Origin of the sequence: Jeotgalicoccus meleagridis, assembly GCF_903994045.1 — a bacterium.
In the GTDB taxonomy this organism is placed as follows: Bacteria; Bacillota; Bacilli; order Staphylococcales; family Salinicoccaceae; genus Jeotgalicoccus; species Jeotgalicoccus meleagridis.
In genome coordinates, this window is the sequence record NZ_CAJEWD010000008.1 from 378,952 (window position 1) to 401,467 (window position 22,516).

Sequence of the window (22,516 nt, forward strand, 5' to 3'; positions counted from 1 at the left end):
GGATTTGCAGACGATTAGAAATGAATTATTAATGATCTCAAATGCTAAACAAGTAAATTAAAAAAACAGGCATGGAAACCTAAGATTTCCATGCCTGTTTCATTATATAAATCGAAAGCACTAAAGTTATTCTTACATGTTTAACGCAAGTCTTTAACTTCAATTGAAGTGACTAATTTCATATTAAGAAATACTTCTTCACCGGATCTAAGTGGAATTTTAATGAAAGCTAAGTCTTGTTCTGGTTCTTCTAAGTAATTTAAAATGACCTCGACCGCTTCAGTCTTGTTGATTTCCATATTAGAGCCACCAATATAATGAATGGTAATAATCTTTTTCATGTCATTCACCTCTTTGTCACCTATACCCACTTTTTCATCTTTTTAAAAGTGTTAAAATATTGTTTATTATGACATAGGAGCGATAAAATGTCTCAAGGTGAAAGAGAGTTACAAGAAAAGTTCTCAACAAAAAGACGTGCAGATGCTTTTTATAATAATCAAATGATCGACTATTTAAATGAACATATGATTCAATTTATTCAAAGAATGCAGTTTTTATTTATATCAACGAGTGATGAGTCTGGTCACTGTGACTCATCATTTAAGGCTGGAGACCCAGGTTTTGTCTATGTGGTCGATGAAAAAACACTCATGTATCCAGAGTATAGAGGAAATGGTGTTATGGCATCTTTAGGAAATATAGTAGAAAATCCTCATGCTGGTCTACTCTTCATAGATTTCTTACAAGACCAGGTGGGCTTACATGTCAATGGTCGTGCTAAAATTTTAGAAAATGACCAACTCAAAAATCTCATTAAACAAACAGAAATTGATAAACTAGCTCAGTTTCATCAAAAACGAGCGGAACGCTGGGTTGTTATAGAAGTTGATGAAGCATATATTCATTGTTCTAAACACATTCCACACCTTGTTGACCAAAAGTTTTTAGAAGATCGAAGCGTAGATGAGCCTTCAAAAAATACTGGTGACTACTTTAAAGTTAAGTCGTCACACGACTAGCGAGTACTGTTTCTGCTCTTCTTTTCATATCATTGACGACGTCTAATCCAAGTCTTTCTTCAATGATATGATAGGCTTCTTTTATGCGAAATGGTCGGTTCACACTGTGATGGGCATCAGAGGATACTATGTGAATAAGGCCTTCATCTATTAAATCCAGTGCCACTTCCTGAAGGTCTTGACCAAGATCGCCACAAACAGATGCTGCTGTCACTTGAGCAAGTGCCCCATCCTTAATTAAATCAGCTAATAAATCTTTTCTTTCTACTAATGGTGCACAGCGTTCCGGATGGGCAATAATCGGTGTTAGTCCCAACTCCCGAACTTGTTCAAATACTTCAGGCACATCTTCTCTTAGTTCTGTAAAAGAAAATTCTATCAAAATATATTTTCCTTCAGCTAAAGTCAGTGCTTCTCCACTGTTCAGTTCATCGATCAAGTCATCATTGATACGAATTTCCTGACCAGGATAAAGTTCAACATTTAATTGATGATGATCTCTGATTTTTTTAAGTGCCTCTAATTTTTCTTTAACTACATGACTCGGCGTAATATGTGCTGGGCTATGATGATGTGGTGTACAAATAATATCAGTAATCCCTTCATCAACAGCCTGTTTTATGAGATCCAATGCGTCCGACTCACTTGTTGGACCATCGTCAACGTTAATCAGTAAATGGTTGTGAATATCAATCATCATTAATCGCTCCATATTTGTATTTTCATCTTTATTATACCGCCTAAAATTAAATCTTTAAATGAAAGGCCACTCAGTTAACAATAACATTACAAAAGACTACCCAAAGGGTAGCCTCTTATTTTTCATATACAATGTCACCATTCACCATAGTCATTAAAACGAGTTCATCTGAAAGCTCACACCCATCAGTAAAAGGATTATCATCTAGTACTACAAAGTCTGCGTACTTACCAACTGTTATACTTCCTTCTGTATCTTCTGTGCCATTTAATTTTGCTGCATCAATCGTCATTTTTTTATAAGCTTCAAGACGACTTAATTTTTCCTCATCACCCAAAGTATCACCATTTCTAGTTTGTCTCTCTACAGCAAAACGAATTGATGATAAAGGTGAAATGTCTGTCACAGGACAATCTGAATGGATAGTAAAAGTCATACCTTCTTCTTCCGCCGTTTTTACAGGTTCTAAATGTTTAACGCGTTCTGGTCCTAAAAATTTACTTTTATGAATATCACCAAAATAATAGATATGGTTGATAAAGAAAGATCCACCGATGTTATTCTCAGTCATCAGTTTAATATCTTCTCGACTGGCGATTTGCAAGTGCTCCACCCGATGTTTAATATCTGTTTGTTTATGATCCTTAGTTTCTATATAGGCTTTTATCACATCTTCCCCTGCCTGATCACCGTTGGCATGAGTGATTAATGGATAGCCTAGGTCCTGAAAGTGAATGAATAACTCCTTTAATTCTACAAAAGCAAACTGTGTTTTAGGACTTGGTGTCCCGTCGTAGTATGGTTCTCTTAAACTTGCAGTGTGCAGTTGAATTGAACCGTCGTTAAAAAATTTAGCGCCTGCTAAAGTAGAATACCCTTTAGACAATTCTTCAAATTTTTCTCTTAAAGAATGTGCATCTTCACCCTTAAATAATGGATCATTTAGTAATAATTTATAATCAATTGCAAATCGTATTCTAAAGTTCTGTGGACCTTCTAAATATTTTAAAGCAGCTTTATAGTCATTAATTCCGTTTAAAAGACCCACACACATTTCAGATGCTGAAGTAATCCCTCTCGACTGATAGTCCTTGACTCCACCTTTTATATCATCACTCAAAGTCTCTGCATCAATTTCAGGTAGGACAGCTTTAGCTAGATCTAAGGCTGGAAATTCAAATAATACCCCATTAACCAAACCATCTTCATCTCTTTCAAAAAACCCCCCTTCTGGATCTTCACTATCGAGTGCTAAGCCCATAATTTCTAAAGCCTTTGTATTCACTGCTCCCATATGTGCAGAAGAATGCTGAATATAGATTGGAATGTCAGTTGATACACGGTCGAGATCGAAGCGGTTAGGATGTCTCTGTTCTTTTAGTTCAAATTCATTATAACCGTATCCTCTTAACCAACCATCTCTTAAAATTTCATCTTTTCTTTCTTTAAATTGACTAATAATGTCTTCAATACTAGTTACATTTTCTGGTGAGCAATTAAGCTGACGTCTAAAGTTTGAATACATGACTAAATGACTATGTGTGTCTATAAATCCAGGCGATAAAAATTTACCTGATAAATCAAGATCAGCATCTTCTACTATCATTGAATCCTGTTTGATAATTTGACTCACTTTACCTTCATCTACATAGACACTACTTAAAGTATGAGTCCCTGTATCAACATCTAAGACCTTGGCGTTAATAATCTTTTTTACCATGTACAACAATCCCCTTATTTATAATCTTCAAGTTTATATTTAAATGCAGGTTTCGCAATTTCTTTCTCATCATGCTGGGTTAAGAGACTCACAACTACGAGTAGGACAAATGACACAATGAAGCCAACGAGTGCTTGGTCAAATGGTAGATTTAAGTAAGGATAAATCAATATTAAAATAATTGAACCAATCATACTTGTTAATACGCCTGCTTTTGTGACCCTTGGCCAGAACATAATGGCTAGGAATGGGAAGACAAGCATGACCCCATTGACCATTAAAGCCCAGCGGTATGCATCATTAATATTTGTAATAAAGAAGGCAACAACTAGACCTAAAATCGTCATGATGGCGACTGATATTCTAGAAACAAGTAAGAGCTTTTCATTACTTGCTTTAGGGTTGAACAAGACCTGATATAAATCCCTTGTTAAGTTTGATGCCCCTTGTAAGTTAAATGAAGTGGCTCCAGTCATCAATGCTGCGAGTAATGCAACAAAGATAATCCCTGCAATCGGTGTCGGTAATAATTCATTAGTAACAAAAGCAAAGACTAAATCTTGGTCCATACTTAAGTCTACAAATTGTCTGGCAGATACACCGATCAAGAATGGTAAAAATGAAATCACCATAACAATAACGTGACCAGTAATACCAGCTTTCAGTGCTGTTTTTTCATCTTTAGCTGCAAAAATTCTCTGCCAAGTGGACTGCCAAACTAAGTAAAATGGTCCAACAGATAAGGCATATAAAATCGTATCAGACACACCATCTGCACTAATTGGACTTAAAAATTCCCAAGAAGTGTTCTCAAATAAGTTTGGTAAACCTCCAACATGCATAACGACAGTAATGGCTAAAATCACTAGACCAATCAAAATTAAAATGGATTGAATGGCGTCTGTTAAAATCGTTGCAGGTAAGCCACCTAAAATTGAAAATATCAAAATTAAAATAGTCCCGACAATCATGCCTGTTGCTTGGTTCCAACCTAAAGTAATGTTAAATACTGTAGACATACCAATTAACTGCAGTGCAAGTGTTGGTACACAGTAAATAACTGCTGATAAGATCGAAGGAATAATTCCTGTTCTGCCACCGAATCTGACTGTAAATAAATCTGCTAAAGTAAATAGTTTTTGTCGCCGTAAAGGTTTAGCGAAAAATATAACTAAAATCAAACTGAATATGTAGGCGACCATAGCAAATTTTACGTAACCAGATAAACCGACTGTAAAACCTAAACCGACCCAACCAATAAAGACGGCTGCTCCAGCATTGGTAGAAATAATAGTCCCCGTAATCTGCCAAAAACCAGTGGACCATGATGAAATCATGTAGTCCTCATAGGTCTTTATTTTAAAGAAATAATAATACGCGACACCAATCATGGCGCCAAAATAGATTATAAAAAACGCAATATACCAAATCATAAATTTCCCCCATGTTTTAAGTATCTAAGTATTATAACCTACTTTTGATTAATATGAAAATTCAGTCACTTTCTTAAACTTCTGTACATAAAGATCGCAATGCCTAAAAATATAATCCCAGCAATAATCGCTAACCAATTAAATGAGGGTGATTCACTTGTGTTTTGTAAGATCAATAAATCTAAAAATTCCATAGTCTTCACACCTTTCTTACTAACAGTGTACTAAAGTTTTACCCAAAGAAAAAAGACTAGCTAAGCTAGTCTTATCTTTAGATATCTCTAAAATCTACAATGGTAAATCTTAAGTTTTCTGGGTCATAGTTTATTGTGTAAACTGTTTTAAATGACTGGGAACTCGGTAAAGCATCGTAGTCTCTTTCAGTATTGGCAGTTAGAGTAATCGTGTTATTTTCTTTACTGTAGTTAGTGACACTAACATTAAAAATAAACATACCTTCAAAGGTGCCACTGTTTATATTATTGACTAAAGTATTGTAAACGCCAGATCCTTCTTCAACAAAATCCTCAACTTCATTTATATCTTCAAATAAGTACATGGATTCTAAGGCGTATAAATAATTTTCTACAAACAACTTGGCATTATCTTCTAGGTTTTCTTCAAAATCCTTTTGTGCTGCTTTTTTCATTTCAGCATTCATTTGTTCATCTGCAACTTCTCTTAATTTATCTTGGTCGTGTTCAAGCTCTAGACGAACTGTTGGCTCAACTATACCAGATGACATATATTCAAAGTTTAGTTCATCTTCAGTAGGATTGACCACTTGACCTTCATTGATGAGTTGTTTACCACCAGTATTGACTAGTGTTTCAATATTGACTTCTTCACCTATTTTAAACGGTCCAATATTCACTTCATATTGACTAAAATCTGCCGGCCTATCTTCACCGTTAACTTTAATGGCGATATCGTCATAATCAATATCAATACTCGAAAATGATATGTTTTCTGTCAAACTAATGTTGTAGTAACCTGGATTGAAGGTGATATGTTCACTATCCGTTAAATCTACATTCATTAGACCACTGTATTCATCTTCTCCTATTTTACTTGTACCTTCAAAGCTATAAATACCTGGGATCAAATCCATAACCTTATCGGTTGTCCCATTCCATCTTCTGTCTTTGCCGTTATATTGATAGGTAAATTCATCGATATTAAAATCATCGTAGCTGTATACAGATACCTTTGGAATTTCAATATTATAGTTTTTAAAAATTAGGTATTGTTTTCCTTTTTCTTCAACAGTTAATAAGAGATTCATACCATCTTCAACTTCTTCGTACATTGAGTTGTTGAAGTCTGTATTTCTTACCTTGTCTAAGTTTTCTAGCACTGTGTCTTTACTACCCGCTTCATTAATATAAGCAAAATATGCTTCTGCATCTGTCTTACTGATGTCATTATCAATGTTTTCTATCAGTAATGTTGCATTCTCTTCTTCAATCGCTTGTGAAATGTTAGCGAGTTGTTTATCAGGTGATAAAAACTGACTCACTACAAAAAAAGCAATAATTAATGCAAGTAATATAAGCGCTGTAATGATAATAATACTTTTGTTCTTCTTCGACATTCCTTTTTTCTTTGGCTGTGTGTCTAGAATGTGGTGACCACAGTTGGGACAAACTTTGACGCCTTCTCTTAGTTCATGTCCACAATGACTACAATATTTCATATAAGTGCTCCTTTATAGATTAAAAATTAAATGCATTGTTCCAGATTTGAATGATCCAGTATTGATAGATTATATGAGAGACTAGACCGGTTAAGACAATGTGAATTAGTAAGACAAAAAATGAATCGAATTTTTCATTGGTTTGTACGTATTGTTTATAAATATAGTAAGTCCCTAGTGACAGTGTGATTAGAGCGATTATGTTAAAAGTGTTTGGCAGGTAAGATATGCCTATAATAGAGACCAGCATTGAAAGTACATAAAATAATAAGGCATAGACTGATAAACTCATATAACTTTTAAGTATTGTCTTCCATCTTATTTCTACACTTGAAGAAATATAGCTTGTGCCAATCATCGCTAAGCCGTAGCCTATGAGAATTCCTAAATAAATAAATATTGCTCTTAAAAATATGCTAAGTCCTTGGCCAAAGTTTAAATAAAAGCCTTCATAATAGATAAAGGACAAACCGCCAAGGATGAGTAAGATCACAGCGAGTGTTGTGAGTATGGTGTATGTATTAAATTGGTTTGGTTTTTCTATTACTCTGGATGGTGTTTTAAATAAGGCTTTTAAGTATGGAGATAAATTAATATCTGCTTTCTTATGCTGGTCACTCTGAATTTTTTCATCCTCAGTTAAGGGTGTGCCGCAGTTTCCGCAAAACTTATCACCTTCAAATACTTCTGCATTACAATTTGGACATTTCAAGTAATCACCTAATTTCATTAATCATTAATATTATTATCAGTATTTTCCAGTCAACTTACAATATGGTAATAACGTTCTCATAACAATATTGTTTACTTATTATCTTATAAAGTTCTTTTTATACTGTTATTTAGATTTCTAAGTGAAAAAAACAAAGAAAAAAGACCAGCACGGCTGGCCTTTCTCTTATACTAATTGATCTAAATATACATTATCGTAGAATGATAATGTGAACATTGCATAGAATGACACAAGTGGTGTTTGCACTTTTTGTTGTTTCCAAGTGTTTTCAAATGCATTATCAATCATGTAGTTTAAGACTGTTTCATAATAAGTTTCATCATATATTTTACTTAAAATATGTGGATTTGAATTAAATAGTTCTGTAATCACAGCTTGAACTGTTGTTGTCACATCACCTGCATTTTTTTCAATGCTTTGTAGGAATGGTTCAACGCTTCGGTTAAAGCTGATGATTGCTTCTTTTATTTCTTCATTTTTCTTCTCTAAATCTTCAGGAAGAATGAGTTGATAAAAATCAATATCTGATGTTTCTAAAGTGAATTTTGCCACTGTCTCTGCTTCTGATGGGTATTGAGGAGTGTTTCCATCAACATAAATCCCATGTGTACTTTGCATGAGTGACAGTTTTAAAATATCTACCTTAATAAATGTTCTGATGATTTCCACTACTGAAAGATGGTTGAAGCCCTCTTCTTTGTAGAACTCTTGAACGTCTTTAAAGTGTTTTGTTTCTTTCTCTACCATTTCAGGTAGACGTGTTGATCTGTATTGAAAAGATCTGTAATCTTCCAATTGTTTTAGATATTCTTTTGTCTCTTTATAGCTCTTCATGGTATCCCCTATCCTAATAGTATTTATTAGTCTAGTTTAACATATCTAATTCACTTTTTATTGGTAGGTTAATCGGGATAATGATCTGTATTTACTTTTGTTGTAGAGTAAATTATCTTTAGTGAAGAATTTATAGTTTTTCATGAGGTACAGTCCGAGTTTGATGATTTCAGAAATGCATTCGACCATGGTTGTGTGGTGATTAACGCCGATGAATTTAAAGCGACTATCGTTTTTAAATCTATCTTTAAAAATTAGTCTTGTTCTGTAGATGTGGTATTGACTGGTGACGATAATGATGTGACCGTAGTTGATTTTCTTTAGTATTTCCTCAATCTCTATTGCGTTGTTGTATGTGGATGTGGAGTAGTATTCTGTTAAGATGTGGCTTTCGTCTATAAAATCGTAGTTGTCGTTTAATAAATCGATTTTCCCTCGGAGTTGATTGTTATCGTTAAATGAAGTGATGAGAATATGTGCATCGCCGTCTTTGAATTTCTTGTATATATCTGCGACAGTTTTAAACCTTCTGTAATCACCGTCTAGGTAGACAATTAATGTTTTGTGGTTAAAGGACATGTCTACACCCTTTCTTCATTTATGCTTTTAGCTTAACAAGGAGATGTTTAGATAAAATTTAAAGGGAGTTAAAATGATGTAAAAAGCCTCCAAATGATGTTTTTGGAGGCTTTAAGCTTATTCAGCTTCAGTTAATGTGATTGTGTCTTCATTGTATTGATTGAAGCTGATGACGATACTGTCCGCTTCGTCGACTGTGTCTAAAGTCATTGGAGGTTCGTCACTGTATTGAATCGTTTCGATAAACTCCTCGCCGTTGTAGTATGAGACGTAGCTAGAACGGTTGACTTCGTATGTTTTAGCAGGATCGTAATCGATATGGTCAGTCGATCTCATCTCTTCGTTTTCAACGGTATTACCGTCGTAGCTGACCCAGCTGCCCTCAGTTAGAGATCCTGTGTCGATTAGATTGCCGTCTGAGTTGGAGCAGGCAGTGAGAAGTGCGATACTTAAAAGTAATGTAAAAAAAGAAAGTTTTGTTTTCATATATATTACCATCCTTTTAAATTTTCATTAGTTAAATTCTATCTTCAAGCGTATCAAATGAATTAGCGATAAAATAATTCAAAGCTGGCCAATTATTTTTTACAATAGTTGTTAGTAATGATTTTTCTTTCTTATCTTTCTTGTTTAATGATATAAACTGTTTAATCATATATCTGTTGTTAATTAAGATATATGTGTCGATAGTAAAGTCTGTTTCTTGGGTAATATTACTGTGCCAATTTCCCATTCTAAATTCCCAATATAACATAGTTTGAATATTATGACCGAAATTAAATATTTCATCAGTGTAATTTCTTTTTTTATATTCTTTGAACATATTCATCAAAATTTCTTTTTGGCCATGTAATTCACGTGGAGCCCAATGTTTTATATCATTAAGAATAGATTCATCATCATTAACATCTTTAAATGAAAGTTTTGCAAGTTCATACAGTGTTGATTTAAGGTGAATTGATGATGAGCGATCGAATTCTTTATTAATAATGTAACTTAGACCATATGAATGATGTGAACTTACATGTTTTCCTAATGTTTGTAAATATTTTGCTGGGGCTTTATAATCACTGAAAAAATAGTATTTATGATTGTTTAATCTAAAATTCTCTACTAAATTGTTCACTATAACATTATCTTTATAATAAATTTTTTTAAAATTACCCAGTTCTTCATAATTAGTATTTTCGTCAAATTTATACATATAGGTAAAAGTAAATACCTTGTCTATAATTGGTCTAACTAAGGCTAAACTTACCTTTGAATCAAATCCACCTGTAAGAGACAAATAAATTTTATCATAGTGATTATTCAACCAATTTATCTGAGTTTTTAAATATGCTTCCGTTTTTTCTATAACATATTCTAACGGTAAATTTTTTTGATTACCTCTAGGAAATATTCTCTTGAAACTATTATTTCTAAAAGAATACATCAAATTTGGATTAAAACTAAATATCTCCTTAGTATTTGTATAATCTAAAAAGTTCTTCATATTAAATCCATATTGATTAAGTTCTATACCCAGGGCGATTTTTACGTATTCTTTAAGAATTATTTCGTGAGATGAAAAATATTTATTCTTATAATTAAAAATAGGAAGCATGGATGTAGCATCAGAGAATAATAGTGTGTCATTTGGACTGGATAATATTAGAACAAATCTACCATTCATATATTCATAGTCATTCAAAAATAAATCTAAACTACTTTTATATGCAAATGCCAATTTCTTTAAAATATCGTCCTCGTTTTTCGAATCATCCCTAATGTCTAAAATATAACCAACTAATATAATTTCTATATCATCTAAATGTAGATTGTAAAATTGTGTATCATTAGAATAATGAAATATAGTATCGTTCAATACTTTTGAACTTCCTAAAAAACTAATGTTTGACTGTTCATTATCACTCAAAAGAAAAGGGTTATTCAAAAACTTTTCATTTAATTCCATAACATACTACCTCACTAAAATTTTATAATATAATTGAGTATGGACTAGTACATGTTACATTTTGTGAAACTTCAGTATTATTTGAGAGTTCTTTAATATTACTTATTTGTAATTTTGAAGCTAGTTCCCAAGACCTAACAGATAAATTTTTAAGACATACAACTTGAACTGTGATCTTGTCAGTTTTTTTCAAATTATAAACATACACTGTATTTGGCAAATTCCATTTTGACATATCTTCATACATTACAATATTATCATTTACTAAAATCTCATATCTTAAGTATTCATTAGCAATTTTAGATTTGTAACCATTAAATAATTCAAGCATTATAGTTCCGGAATCTTGTTTAAATTCAAATTCTACTCTAGCCTTTGAACCTTTTGAAAGAAAACTTTCTGGAATGTATATTTGATTACCAAGGGACTCAAATTGTAATTGTTTAGAAAAATCACCATTTATCACTGTAAAGTTATTAATAATACTATCTTTAAGTTTAGGAGCAACATCGGTTTCATATATATTAGAAAGGTTATTAGAACCAGGAAAATTTAAAATAGGTAAACTTTTGTTTATTAATTCTTTAAATAAATAATCATTTTTTCTTTTTGTTAAGTCGAAAGACAGAGACATTTCAATTATTGCTCTTAAATTAAAGGGCAACATAGTTTCATATGAGTAATCCGTGCCATTTAATACCTCTGTATGCCATCTGCCTACTCTATGTTCCCAGTGAAATAAATCAAGTAAATGATAACCATATAAATACTCATCATAGTTGTATAGTTTAACTTTTAAATTCTCATATTCATCCATTTCATCATTGAGATCCGGATTCCAATTCTTTTTCAATCTATGTCTAATTGTGTTTAAAACTTCCTTGTAATTATTAGTTCTTCTTTTATTTATATTATGGGCACGTCCTATTTCTAGTAAATTAGATCTAATATGCATAATGTTATTTTCAGGATAATATTCTTCATAGTACCTTAACAACATATGTTGATGGTTAAATGTGCTATTTTTTTTAATAGCTTCTTTGTTTAATGAGTCAAATTGTGATTCTGAATATTTACCAAATAAAATATATTTATGATTAATGTCAATTAAATTTAAAATTTTATCTACAATTACTTTATCTCTGCTTAATATACTCATGGATATATTATCACTTGTAACATCACTATTTTCTGGTGCATAAGTAAAAAAATTAATAACATCTTTAAAATCATAAGCTAATGCCAAAGAAACACGACTATCATTGCCACCAGTAATTGAGAGTAATGGTTTGTAGTTTTTAGTATAGTAACTAATTTGCTCTTTCCATAAATACATTATTTTACTTACTCTTTCATCATCACTTAAGTTATTATAACGATTTTCTTGTCTTGGAAAGAATCTTTCTATAGTTTTATCATAAAAATTAAGTTTAAAATTTGGTACAAGACTTTTTACATTTTCGAATTTTGTACTATCGAAATATTGATCCAGACCTTTTATATTTTCTACAAGATAATCTGATTTTGTTTCAAAGTTATCAAAGATAAGGTGTATGTGAGATGAAATGACATCTCTGTCTAGCATATAATAAACACTACGAGCACCTACTGCATCTTGATAAACTTCAAATTTACTATCACTAATAATCATTACTACATATCTACCTGCAATAAAATCTAAAGTCTTTAGGAAGTCACTATAGTTATTATTGTATTCTTCTAGTAATTTATTTATCAGAGATTTTCCTTCGATTATTTCATCATAGTCAATATATACAGAGTGTCCATGAATAATCATAGTTGTATTATTTTTAGTTAGAATACTCTTTTCAACTGTTTCTTCAAAGTAATAATTGTATTTATTTGCAATCTTAATTTTTTTATATGAAGAAGGTATCTCACTCAGTTGTTCTTCACATAAAATAAATCCTCCAGGATATAACTTGTTTATTCTTGCCATAACTAATCAACACTTTCTTTAGATTATTGAATATATTGCATAGAAGTAAATTTCTTATTAATTATGATTTTACAAACATCAATATTTCATCATCAATCATGTTTCTATATTGATTGTATAATTTCACAATATCTCTTAAATAAGAGATTGCCTCCATTTTATCAATTTCTAGTACTTGTTCATACTTAGTCATATACCAATTTTTAAAATAAAAGTTGAACTTAATTTTCATGTAATGTTCAATAAGATCTTCTTTAATTAAAAATTTTATTCTTTCTTGTTCTACTTTATAAAATTTCTCAAAAAATTTATGTGAGACTGTATTAGTTACAGATCCTTCGACATATGCATAATAGGAATGAATCATATGATCAACTACTTTTACTTTTGAGCAATTTAATAGTAATTCTTGAAAATAAAGTGTATCTTGTCCGGCAGCTCCCTCGACCATTATAATATTATTATCTGTAATAACATTCTTTTTAACTATTAATCCTTGGATACTTTGTACAGTTAAATTAGTTTTTACTAAAGTTTCTTTAGTATCCTCGATGACATCAGTATTAATTGCTCTTTGTACCTTTTTTGAATACCTTATAGCATTTCTTTTATTATTGTCTTCTCTAACTATGTCTCCAACTACCATATCTAATGAATCATCTTTAAGCATTTCAGTTAACAGTACAGAGTGTCCATCATCGATAGTTTCATTGTCAGGATCAAGATAAGTTATTAAATCTGTAGATGCTAAATGTACACCTTCATTTCTTGGTCTTGAGGCACTGCCAGAACCATCTTCATACCTTTTAAATACTACTCTATTATTAGATAATATATCCTCTATAATTCTTAAAGTTTCAGGATCACTACTTCCATCATCAACAAATATAATTTCCATTTCATTAAATTTTGATAAAGTTTTCAATGATCTAAAACACTTAAATTTTAAGTATTTTCCATTATTATGTATCGGAACTATAACACTCACTTTTGGATTTGTCGTAGATTTAGTAATTTCATTATTATAATGATGGATAATATATGGACTTTGAGATTGATTTACTAGAGTTAACAAAGAATTTTTATACTTCACACTTTTTTCACCTAGAAAAATAATAGGAAATGCTAAAGTTTTTTCAATATCGTATTTATATTCAACAATGCTCAAATTAGATGAACTATTATTTGTCTTTCTTAAATATAAATTATCTTCGTAATGATCTAATGTATTATTAATTTCCAGAGGGGCAATTAGGCTATCCTTAAAAAAACCACGATAAATTTTATCTAACAAATTAATTGTCGAGTACTTATACATTATAGTATTTCGGTTTTCATTAATAATATCGAAAGCATCAGCTTTTGTTAAAGGTTTTACTAAATCTAATTTATTAGACAAATTCAAAATAACGGACGGAATCATATTGTTAAGCTTGAAGTTATAGTTTGTGAAAACTACCTTTGAGTTAGCTGCGTAATATAATACTTTTTTAATACTCATATCGGTATAAGGAGTGTTTGTTAATACTAACACGTATGTATAATTTTCAATTTGAACCCTACTACTTTCAAGACAAACATTAATTTTTTCATTTTCAATATTAGGGAAGTAGGAATTTTCAGGTACAAGTATTGTAACATCATCAAAATCTTCAACGGTTTCAAATATCGAATTAATTGTGTGGGAATAAAAATTTTCTTGATTTTGCAAACAAGTTAAATCTATTAATAAGTTTTTAGTAATATCATTTGAATAATGATGTAAATCTTGGACATAAAAGAAGTCTTCGACTATATGAAATTCAACATCTTTTATATACTCTTTTAAACATGAAAACTCCTGATTAGTCAGATAAACAGGTATTTTATACTCTTTTAAAATTTCATGAAATAGAACATACCATTTATAATTAGTAACGATATGTACGAATTTTTTGTCAGCATTTTGATTATCAGTTATTAGACTGCTATATTCATCTAAAAAGGCAGCTAGATCAACTTCTCCTAATATTTCTGCACTGGGTTCTGATAAAATAATTAGATTAGCGTCTTCAATCTCATTACAGGTGATTCCACTTTTTATTATAGATATTTCTTTAGAGAATTTTGTACTATCCATAGTAAATATCTTAATATTTTTCATGTTTAGACCAAAATTCAGAATGCTTTTATTATTCGGAATGATACTTTTACTATTATCAAGTGAAACTACATCATTTAATATCATTTTGATCACCTAAATATTTATTCAAATATAATTGTTGCAAATCATTACTAACGGCAACATTCTCTTTTATATTCTCAATTCTCTTTTCTTGAGTGTCAATTTTCAATTTTTGTAAGTGAGATTTTATTTTTAAGTACATAATTTGATCGATAAACTCTAAATTTTTTATAGAATTATTGTTTTTTTCTTGAGTTAAATCAAGTTCCTTGTAAATCCAACCAGATTTATTTTTATATTTTACTTTGATTTGATTAGTACCTTCATAGAATCCTATAACTTCAACACTTTCTGTGTCTGTTATATTCTCCAAAACCTCATCACTTGTACTTGATTTATACATATCATCACCTTCTGAGACTTCAACAAATGTCTTGTCTTTAGGTGTTATGTATCTATTAAAATCTTCCTTTATAATTGGCAAGATATTCTCTCTGTGACCAACACGATTTATAATAAAAAATTGTTCATCTTCTAATTGGAAATAATATCTAGCTTCCATCAGTTTATATTTTAAATCGCTCACGCTATAATTATTGTCTTTATATATACTAACTCTATCATTTAAAATTTTTCCAGTGACTTTAGGGATTCTATATACTCTTGGAGACTGATCTAACGCAATCCATCCAACTTCAGAATCTCCAGCCCTAATCTTGAAATAATCCTTCTTATCTTTTATTTTTCTAGCAATTACTTCTATTATTTTCCCATTAATAGAACTTGCAATGCCATTTACTTTTAAGGTTTGCATGCTCTCATAAATCAACTTAGTATTTAACTCATCACATAAATAGAGTTTCGTTTGATGAATTTTAAAATCATCCTCATAAATAGTTAAATTTGAAACATCCATGTTTAGCTCACTTCCACATCTCTTCGTTTTATACTTCTTATGATAAAGTTCCCATATCCTTTGACTTTAAAAACTAATCTTAATTTTATTACGTCGTTATCTGCTTCAAAATATTCCATAGGTCGTGTAATTCTTTTCATATTTTTTTTACCATTTAAATCATATTGAATTATAAAAGGTATTACTTCTACACTTGCATTGGTAGTAATGTCAAAATTAATGTAAAATTTTTTAACATTTTCTAAATTAACAAGTGACTCTTTTGGTACACTTCCAAATTTAGTGTCTAGGGTTAAATATGTCAGATATAGAGTTTTAATCTTGTTGCTTTTCACATTTACATTTAGTTGTCCGTCTACCATTTTAAAAGTAAATGGTGGATGTAACCCATAAAAGTACTTGCTTTCTAGACTATACTCTTTATCCCTCTTAGATCTTTTAAACATTAAGTAATAATCCTTTTCAGGTCTAACATCTTTTATAAATTCTTTTTCAAACAAACTTTTATATTTAGATAGTTTCAATTACATCACCTATTAACTTTTAGATTGCTTATTTAATATTTTTTGATAGTATTTATGATAATTTTCAAGTTTCATTGAGTTTTGATATAGAATAGTATCTAGTAATACTTCATCTAAATTTTCATAGATAATCCGTGCGATCTCTATTTCTAAATTAGTATCTTTAAGGTTTAGCCAATAAATCTTCCCATTATATTTAAATCTCAATTTTTCTTCTTCTATGATTACATATTGACTTGTAAGTTCTTCCTTTCCTTTAGGAAATGTAGTTACTACTTTAGTCATGTTACTATCCCTATAAACTGTAGTATCATTTATTACTTTAAATGGTTTCTCATACCTATGCATAATATTAACTTCACTTGGTCTTACAAAAGCAATTATTTCATCTATGTATGTTAAACATTCATATAATTCATTATTATAAATTGCATATTGAGAAGAAAATACAACTCTATGACTGTTCATTTCAAAATACGTCTTATCCATTCCTAAAAATTCATTCAGCTTATTTCTAAATTGTGTGTCATTAGAAATACGCACTTGCTTATTTTTCTTTGGAAGAATGACAATACTATCAATAGGTGAGAAATAACCTTTTTTGCCACTTGGTAATTTTATTTTATAAATACATTGCGGGCCTGTTTCGACTATTTCTATTAACTCTAACATTTGAAACTGAACATTATTTGACTGTTCAAGTATTATTTCACGATTTAATGATGAGTAGATATTAATATTTTTCTTTTCTAAAATTAATATATTCACATATGGTCTATAATTATTAAATCTTTTTCTTACGAATTCATTTATTAGCAATGTCATCACCTATTTTTTGGACTTTTAAATCGATACTTGTCATTTATTTTAACAAACTTATTACTTTTAGTCTTCAATATATTGGTTTTATAGTAGAATAGAGAAAGCATTTAATTTGGAGGCTTTTTATGTGGCATTTAAAATCGTTTGATGAACTTTCAAATAGTGAACTAGAACAAATTTTTAGACTTAGAGAAGCTATTTTTATAGTCGAACAAAAATCATATTTTAATGATATCGATGGGAAAGACTACAATGCACTTCATCTTTTTAATAAAGATGAAAGCAATAATATCTGGGCATATAGTAGAATTTTAAATTATACTGATTATGTTTCTTTTGGACGTGTAACTGTTCAACAAACAAAACGAGGTAATGGTAATGGACGAAAACTATTAGACAAAGTTTTTGATGTCATAAATGAAAAATATCCTGATAAGGACATACGCATACTTGCCATGAGTTATCTGAGATCATTTTATGAATCCTATGGTTTTAAAGCAGTTTCTGAAGAATATATTGTCGACCAACATCCACACATAGATATGATATACTTCCGTTGATATTTAAAGGTACTCTAAAATTCATCTAGAGTACCTTGTTACTAAGTATATATTTTATTCTTTAGTTAGAGTTAGTCTTTCTTCAAACGATTTATGATAACTGACTCGTATATTGTCTGCATTATCAATTGATTCAATAGGTCCTTTTGAAGTTAGCTTTGTCTCAATAAACTCATCATCATTAAAGTATGAAATATAAGCATCGATATTTAACACATATGTTTCACTACTATCATATTCTATTTTAGGTGACACTCTATAATCAATGCTACCAGCGTGTTCACCATTAAAGTTCACCCAGCCAGCTTCTGAATCGTTAAGGTTTAAGACTGATTCTCCATTAGCTACGTTGCTTGTTTCTTTTATTTCACTAGTTTCTTCAGATAAATTATTATTATCATCTGTTTCTTCTTCATTATTCCCATCTTCCCCGCTACATGCGGATAAAACTAATAATGTAGTCCCAAAAACCAATAAAGATCTAAATTTCATTTATTTCCCTCCATTTATTTAAATATTACACTTCTAATAATATCAAACATTTAAGATTAAAGTTCTTTTTCTTTTAAAGTTATAATAATTTATAAATCGGAATTAGACTTTAATGTTATGATAATATAAACTTTTAATATAAATAACATTATAAATGAGGTACTGTTATATGGACGAGCTACTCTTAAAAAAAACTATGGAAAAACTAAATTTAAAAGACAGAAAGGAAATCGAATATCCTGCCGATGCTACTACAGATTTACTAATCCAAAGTCAATTTGCTTTGAAAAATGCTAATATTCCATTCAAAAAAATACCTAAAAAATCTACTAAAAGAAAAGGATATTTCCTCAGGCTTTTTGATGAAAATCAAAAACCATTTCTAGATTTTACTAAAGGATTTTACCCTAACAACATAGGTATTGGTAAAGTAATTTCGAACGATAAATTATTAACAGAACAATTTTTAACTTATGCAGGTGTGAAAACCCCAAATACAAAATTTTTCAAGCCAAGTGAGTATTCAAGTGCAGTTCGATATGTTAATTCCCAAGACGGCAAGTGTGTATTAAAACCTAAAGATCTAAGACAATCTCTTGGAGCATTTAGAGATGTTGATAGTTCCAATATAGATAGCGCTTGGCATAAAAATTTAAAAATTCAAAAACAATATAAAGTGAAGAACCCATTAATAATCATACAAAAGCAAGTCGAAGGTCTTGAATTAAGGATAACTGTGTTAGAAGGCAAAGCTGATACAGCTACATTACGAGCACCTGGTTATGTTGTAGGTGATGGCAAGTCTAGTATAAAAAGTTTAATTGATCAAAAAAATGAAATAAGAAAGAAAAATAACTTCCACTTTAAAAACCCATTTAAATTAAACAAAATTTTAGAAGATAGCTTACACAATAGAGATTTAAGCTTAGATTCTATATTAGATAAGGATGAATATTTAATATTATACCCTACAGTTGGTATAGCAACTGGACGCGATAACATTGAAATCAGTGAATTTATTCATCCAAATATTTTCAGACAAGCAGAAGATGCAGTAACTGCAATTCCTAATGTTCACACAGCTGGAGTTGATATTATAATAAGTAACCTAGACGCAAATGAAGGTACTGTACTTGAAGTTAACCAAAACCCTGCATTTCAAGTGAACTATTTTAATATGTATGGAAAGCAACAAGACCCATTATCAACTCTTTTTTCAAACTTTAAATTAGAGCATAAAGTTTTAAATGAAAATATTAAACTAAAAGATTTAGATCAAAATGAGCTTGATACAATATTAGAGCGATATCGTTTCTTGTTTAAAAAACAGAATATTTTAGCTGATAGTATCAAACAAATAATTCAAGAAAAATAAGAATCCATAAGGATTCTTATTTTTTTCTTTGTTCAATTTTTATTCTCCCCGCATCTACCCACGTAGATGTAGTGAAATTAGCTCTATAAACTATATTTACTACTACAGGTTTATCTATAATTTCAATATCTATCCCCTTATTCAAGTCCAATATATCATACACTTCTATACTATCACTTTTCTTCAAGATGATATTTATTTTATTTTTTGCTTTCTGATTTCTATAAAAACTTGTAAGCTTTACCGTTATTGGTTCAGCAAACTTTTCTATAGAAAAGCTATAAGAATCATAAATATTAGTTAATTGAACATCTGGTTTTACCAATAAAGATCCATTCTCTTCTATGAGCTCTATTTTATTAATCGCTTTGACTAAAATATTTCCAATAGAACTAGTTTCTAAATCATCATCATTTTCTTGGTCATTTTCTTTGACAGAAACTAGGGAGTTAATACCAAATTTCAATAGTACAGGCCAATAGTTATTAATAATTTCTTTATATAAACGAAATTCTCTTTTTTCATCTGTTGGTGGAGTTTGAATATAATCAATCATCTTTCTACAGTTAGTAAATATAAACTCTTCAGTTTCTGGATCCGTTTCTAAAGTTAGCATGCTATGCCAATTACCCATACGAGATTCTAAATGGAATAAATCAAAGTAATGTCTACCTTTAGTTATTCCTTCAGAGATTAAATTCCTTGTAAAGTAAGACTCAACTTCCTCATCAAAATCAGCATGATCAAAAAATCTTTGTGGCAAACCATGAACACATTTTTTATAAAACTCAAGTGTATCTTCTTGCTTATCTAATTCACTTGGAAAGTCTGCTTTACCCATACCAAAAACAGTTGATTTCACATGAATTGCTTTATTATAATACTTCTTTTTATAATAATTTGCTAAAGCATAGGCATGTTTAGAATTATAGATTTTATTTAATTCTTTTACTTCTTCTTTACTCGGTGTATATTCAGAAAGTTTAATTATGCTGTGATTCCAACCTAAATAATCACGCATATCTGTTGTGATTTTCTCATCTATTTTATATATTTTTTTTGCCATTTTAGTTGCTAGTTTTTTTCTTGATTGTGTATATGTAAGGTACTCCATTTCATTACTAAAATCGCGAGTCAATGCTGCAGAAACTCTTGAATCAACCCCTGCTGTAACAGTAACAAACTTATCATTTTCAATACTTTCTAAAAATCGTCTACTTTCATCTAGATAAGGTTTCATTTCTTTAAATACTTCAATGCTAGATTTTTTGTTAAGTTCAACTCTAGGATAAAATCTTGTAAACTCAAATGTTTCATAATCCAAGTATAAACTTGGATTAAATTTATATACTTCTTTAAATCTTGTAAAGTCTAGTTCAGTATGAAACCCAGCTGATCTCTGTTCTAGTTGAATATCAAACTCGTTTAATATTTCACGCATTATTGAATCATGAGAACTTAGTATTTTACTCTCCTCATGGTAAACTAATGGTCTTAATTGAGAAGCATCACTAAAAATTCTTGTAATACCTTCTTTGTAAATTATAAAATTATACCTTCCATTAATATAATCGAGTTCTTCTTCTAGATTATTACTCTTAAGAATATTTATTAATATATCTTCTCTGTCTATATTTCCATCTCTAATATCAAAACAATAGCCAATCATGGTGATGGAATTACTACCATCTTGTACTTGAATTATGTCTACTGTCTGATCATAGTATAAATTTAAACTTTCTATATTTACTCTTTTAAAGTCGGACAACACATTATCTAAATTCCATTCACTAATCACATAGCTTGATTCGTAATTAATGTCTTTTACTTTCATTATTGCACCCCATAATCATAATGCTCATTAATTTACTAATGTTTTTCGAGTAGTTTCCTTGAGTATCTATCTTTTAATAATGAAAACTTATATATATTATTCAACATAACAACACTATCGTTGTCTATTTTAATATTATTCATGATTTCACCTTTTAATTTAAGTATTTTTAATAAATCTTTAAAAGGTTCCTTTGGACTTCCCTTTAAGGGAAGATGATGCATTGTATGGTTGGCATTAGTATTGATTTCTATTATAAAGGCCTCGTCCTTAGTAAAGTCCTCGGTCATCATGTCTACACCACCACTATAAAATCCGGGAATAGAAGCTATAGAGTTCAAAGCTATTTCTTTAATCTCATCAGAGACAATATCAGTAATATCAATACTCTCACCACCAAGGGTTAAGTTAGATATGTCACTTAATAGATATACTTCATTATTTTTTAAAATATCATCTAAAGACTTATTATCGCTTGCAAGTCTGGTTATAAGTTTCTTATCAATAGGTATCAATTTCTTTTGAAAGTATTTTATTAGAATTCTTTCATCATTTTTCTCTTTGATAAGTTCCTGAATTGTACTCTTACCATCACCTACAACATGTGCAGGTAATCTCAAAGTAACTGCCGATACTTGCCCCTCAATTACTGATACCCTAACATCGAAACCGCTAACAAAACGTTGAACGATACAAGTCGGATTCTTAACTTTACTCTTTCTCTGTGCATGAATCGATGCGTTCCATGAATTGACGAAATTTTCACTAGTTACATTTAATTCGATACCTTTTCCACCAGCTAATGACAAGGGTTTTAACACAAATGCAGAATCTGGATTACTGTCTACATATTCTTTAGCTTCTTTAAATTCTGTTACGGTAAACACTTTAGAATTTAAACTCAGAAAACCCTGGTCATTTAAAAACTTCTCAAGCTTATACTTATCCCTACATAGATTAAATGCTTCTTTAGATGTAGTAGACACTCTTAAGCCTTTTAGGCTACCAATTAATCTACTTCCATCATAAAAGTTTGTTAATTTTAGTTTTCTGTCTCTCTTAATTACTAAGCCGATATCTCTCGCATAACTATCTAAAAATTCGGATGTAACATTCTTTGAATCATCATAAGAATTATTATTGATTTTACTATATTTCAGAATTACTTCCTCTAATAATTTATTCATTAAAATTC

The 22,516-nt window shown here is 30.1% G+C and carries 21 protein-coding genes; 3 read left to right on the plus strand and 18 right to left on the minus strand.

Annotation, left to right across the window (positions count from 1 at the left end; all coding sequences use genetic code 11):
• Positions 1-140 precede the first annotated feature (140 nt).
• On the minus strand, positions 141-341 hold the full coding sequence (locus tag JEOSCH030_RS07565) for a hypothetical protein (protein ID WP_185125984.1): 201 nt from the start codon (positions 339-341) through the stop codon (positions 141-143).
• Positions 342-428: 87 nt separating this feature from the next.
• Here JEOSCH030_RS07565 and JEOSCH030_RS07570 point away from each other — a divergent pair, with 87 nt between their 5' ends.
• On the plus strand, positions 429-1,022 hold the full coding sequence (locus tag JEOSCH030_RS07570) for a pyridoxamine 5'-phosphate oxidase family protein (RefSeq protein WP_185125985.1): 594 nt from the start codon (positions 429-431) through the stop codon (positions 1,020-1,022).
• Here the strand turns inward: JEOSCH030_RS07570 and JEOSCH030_RS07575 are convergent.
• From JEOSCH030_RS07575 to JEOSCH030_RS07640, 14 genes are all read right to left on the minus strand, one after another.
• Positions 1,003-1,722 (minus strand): tyrosine-protein phosphatase, encoded by a 720-nt coding sequence (locus tag JEOSCH030_RS07575; RefSeq protein WP_185125986.1) that lies wholly within the window; start codon positions 1,720-1,722, stop codon positions 1,003-1,005. The two genes, JEOSCH030_RS07570 and JEOSCH030_RS07575, sit on opposite strands and share 20 nt — an antisense overlap.
• A gap of 115 nt (positions 1,723-1,837) precedes the next feature.
• Positions 1,838-3,442 carry an amidohydrolase gene (locus JEOSCH030_RS07580; protein ID WP_185125987.1) on the minus strand — a complete coding sequence of 535 codons (1,605 nt, stop codon included), beginning with the start codon at positions 3,440-3,442 and terminating at the stop codon, positions 1,838-1,840.
• Between the two features lie 14 nt (positions 3,443-3,456).
• The gene (locus JEOSCH030_RS07585; protein ID WP_185125988.1) at positions 3,457-4,875 is read right to left on the minus strand and encodes a sodium:solute symporter family protein; all 1,419 of its coding nucleotides are present in this window, start codon (positions 4,873-4,875) and stop codon (positions 3,457-3,459) included.
• Positions 4,876-5,146: 271 nt separating this feature from the next.
• Positions 5,147-6,571: a TcaA second domain-containing protein gene (locus JEOSCH030_RS07590; protein ID WP_185125989.1), complete on the minus strand. Its 1,425-nt coding sequence runs from the start codon at positions 6,569-6,571 to the stop codon at positions 5,147-5,149.
• 19 nt (positions 6,572-6,590) lie between these two features.
• On the minus strand, positions 6,591-7,301 hold the full coding sequence (locus JEOSCH030_RS07595; protein ID WP_185125990.1) for a zinc-ribbon domain-containing protein: 711 nt from the start codon (positions 7,299-7,301) through the stop codon (positions 6,591-6,593).
• 168 nt (positions 7,302-7,469) lie between these two features.
• A complete protein-coding gene (locus JEOSCH030_RS07600; RefSeq protein ID WP_185125991.1) occupies positions 7,470-8,138 on the minus strand; it encodes a hypothetical protein in 669 nt (222 codons plus the stop codon).
• 57 nt (positions 8,139-8,195) lie between these two features.
• On the minus strand, positions 8,196-8,717 hold the full coding sequence (locus JEOSCH030_RS07605) for a YdcF family protein (protein WP_185125992.1): 522 nt from the start codon (positions 8,715-8,717) through the stop codon (positions 8,196-8,198).
• A 117-nt stretch (positions 8,718-8,834) separates the two neighbouring features.
• Complete coding sequence (locus JEOSCH030_RS07610) at positions 8,835-9,203, minus strand: hypothetical protein (RefSeq protein WP_092595528.1); 369 nt, start codon at positions 9,201-9,203, stop codon at positions 8,835-8,837.
• A gap of 31 nt (positions 9,204-9,234) precedes the next feature.
• Entirely contained in the window at positions 9,235-10,674 is a 1,440-nt protein-coding gene (locus tag JEOSCH030_RS07615) for a hypothetical protein (RefSeq protein ID WP_185125993.1), read from the minus strand.
• 22 nt (positions 10,675-10,696) lie between these two features.
• Positions 10,697-12,634, minus strand: a complete 1,938-nt coding sequence (locus JEOSCH030_RS07620; protein WP_185125994.1) for a hypothetical protein — start codon at positions 12,632-12,634, stop codon at positions 10,697-10,699.
• Between the two features lie 61 nt (positions 12,635-12,695).
• On the minus strand, positions 12,696-14,861 hold the full coding sequence (locus tag JEOSCH030_RS07625) for a glycosyltransferase (RefSeq protein WP_185125995.1): 2,166 nt from the start codon (positions 14,859-14,861) through the stop codon (positions 12,696-12,698).
• Positions 14,848-15,714, minus strand: coding sequence for a GW dipeptide domain-containing protein (locus JEOSCH030_RS07630; RefSeq protein WP_185125996.1), 867 nt, complete (start codon positions 15,712-15,714; stop codon positions 14,848-14,850). The genes JEOSCH030_RS07625 and JEOSCH030_RS07630 overlap by 14 nt, the downstream gene beginning before the upstream one ends.
• 2 nt (positions 15,715-15,716) lie before the next feature.
• Entirely contained in the window at positions 15,717-16,238 is a 522-nt protein-coding gene (locus JEOSCH030_RS07635) for a hypothetical protein (protein ID WP_185125997.1), read from the minus strand.
• A gap of 12 nt (positions 16,239-16,250) precedes the next feature.
• Positions 16,251-17,066 carry a hypothetical protein gene (locus JEOSCH030_RS07640; protein ID WP_208454287.1) on the minus strand — a complete coding sequence of 272 codons (816 nt, stop codon included), beginning with the start codon at positions 17,064-17,066 and terminating at the stop codon, positions 16,251-16,253.
• Between the two features lie 119 nt (positions 17,067-17,185).
• Between JEOSCH030_RS07640 and JEOSCH030_RS07645 the strand changes: the two genes are divergently transcribed.
• Positions 17,186-17,620 (plus strand): GNAT family N-acetyltransferase, encoded by a 435-nt coding sequence (locus JEOSCH030_RS07645; RefSeq protein WP_185125999.1) that lies wholly within the window; start codon positions 17,186-17,188, stop codon positions 17,618-17,620.
• Positions 17,621-17,674: 54 nt separating this feature from the next.
• Here JEOSCH030_RS07645 and JEOSCH030_RS07650 read toward each other — a convergent pair whose 3' ends face one another.
• Entirely contained in the window at positions 17,675-18,112 is a 438-nt protein-coding gene (locus tag JEOSCH030_RS07650) for a hypothetical protein (RefSeq protein WP_185126000.1), read from the minus strand.
• A 169-nt stretch (positions 18,113-18,281) separates the two neighbouring features.
• Between JEOSCH030_RS07650 and JEOSCH030_RS07655 the strand changes: the two genes are divergently transcribed.
• Positions 18,282-19,487, plus strand: coding sequence for an ATP-grasp domain-containing protein (locus tag JEOSCH030_RS07655; RefSeq protein WP_185126001.1), 1,206 nt, complete (start codon positions 18,282-18,284; stop codon positions 19,485-19,487).
• A gap of 16 nt (positions 19,488-19,503) precedes the next feature.
• Here the strand turns inward: JEOSCH030_RS07655 and JEOSCH030_RS07660 are convergent, their stop codons facing one another.
• Positions 19,504-21,321 carry a hypothetical protein gene (locus tag JEOSCH030_RS07660; protein ID WP_185126002.1) on the minus strand — a complete coding sequence of 606 codons (1,818 nt, stop codon included), beginning with the start codon at positions 21,319-21,321 and terminating at the stop codon, positions 19,504-19,506.
• A gap of 35 nt (positions 21,322-21,356) precedes the next feature.
• On the minus strand, positions 21,357-22,508 hold the full coding sequence (locus JEOSCH030_RS07665) for an ATP-grasp domain-containing protein (protein WP_185126003.1): 1,152 nt from the start codon (positions 22,506-22,508) through the stop codon (positions 21,357-21,359).
• Between the last annotated feature and the right edge of the window lie 8 nt (positions 22,509-22,516).

Bases quoted from the DNA above. Each gene is read 5' to 3' on its own strand.
- JEOSCH030_RS07630 (WP_185125996.1), bottom strand. From the start codon at position 15,714: ATGGATGTTTCAAATTTAACTATTTATGAGGATGATTTTAAAATTCAT.
- JEOSCH030_RS07605 (WP_185125992.1), bottom strand. From the start codon at position 8,717: ATGTCCTTTAACCACAAAACATTAATTGTCTACCTAGACGGTGATTAC.
- JEOSCH030_RS07610 (WP_092595528.1), bottom strand. From the start codon at position 9,203: ATGAAAACAAAACTTTCTTTTTTTACATTACTTTTAAGTATCGCACTT.
- JEOSCH030_RS07655 (WP_185126001.1), top strand. From the start codon at position 18,282: ATGGACGAGCTACTCTTAAAAAAAACTATGGAAAAACTAAATTTAAAA.
- JEOSCH030_RS07665 (WP_185126003.1), bottom strand. From the start codon at position 22,508: ATGAATAAATTATTAGAGGAAGTAATTCTGAAATATAGTAAAATCAAT.
- JEOSCH030_RS07615 (WP_185125993.1), bottom strand. From the start codon at position 10,674: ATGGAATTAAATGAAAAGTTTTTGAATAACCCTTTTCTTTTGAGTGAT.
- JEOSCH030_RS07580 (WP_185125987.1), bottom strand. From the start codon at position 3,442: ATGGTAAAAAAGATTATTAACGCCAAGGTCTTAGATGTTGATACAGGG.
- JEOSCH030_RS07650 (WP_185126000.1), bottom strand. From the start codon at position 18,112: ATGAAATTTAGATCTTTATTGGTTTTTGGGACTACATTATTAGTTTTA.
- JEOSCH030_RS07575 (WP_185125986.1), bottom strand. From the start codon at position 1,722: ATGATGATTGATATTCACAACCATTTACTGATTAACGTTGACGATGGT.
- JEOSCH030_RS07585 (WP_185125988.1), bottom strand. From the start codon at position 4,875: ATGATTTGGTATATTGCGTTTTTTATAATCTATTTTGGCGCCATGATT.
- JEOSCH030_RS07595 (WP_185125990.1), bottom strand. From the start codon at position 7,301: ATGAAATTAGGTGATTACTTGAAATGTCCAAATTGTAATGCAGAAGTA.
- JEOSCH030_RS07625 (WP_185125995.1), bottom strand. From the start codon at position 14,861: ATGATATTAAATGATGTAGTTTCACTTGATAATAGTAAAAGTATCATT.
- JEOSCH030_RS07565 (WP_185125984.1), bottom strand. From the start codon at position 341: ATGAAAAAGATTATTACCATTCATTATATTGGTGGCTCTAATATGGAA.
- JEOSCH030_RS07570 (WP_185125985.1), top strand. From the start codon at position 429: ATGTCTCAAGGTGAAAGAGAGTTACAAGAAAAGTTCTCAACAAAAAGA.
- JEOSCH030_RS07590 (WP_185125989.1), bottom strand. From the start codon at position 6,571: ATGAAATATTGTAGTCATTGTGGACATGAACTAAGAGAAGGCGTCAAA.
- JEOSCH030_RS07620 (WP_185125994.1), bottom strand. From the start codon at position 12,634: ATGGCAAGAATAAACAAGTTATATCCTGGAGGATTTATTTTATGTGAA.
- JEOSCH030_RS07600 (WP_185125991.1), bottom strand. From the start codon at position 8,138: ATGAAGAGCTATAAAGAGACAAAAGAATATCTAAAACAATTGGAAGAT.
- JEOSCH030_RS07645 (WP_185125999.1), top strand. From the start codon at position 17,186: ATGTGGCATTTAAAATCGTTTGATGAACTTTCAAATAGTGAACTAGAA.
- JEOSCH030_RS07660 (WP_185126002.1), bottom strand. From the start codon at position 21,321: ATGAAAGTAAAAGACATTAATTACGAATCAAGCTATGTGATTAGTGAA.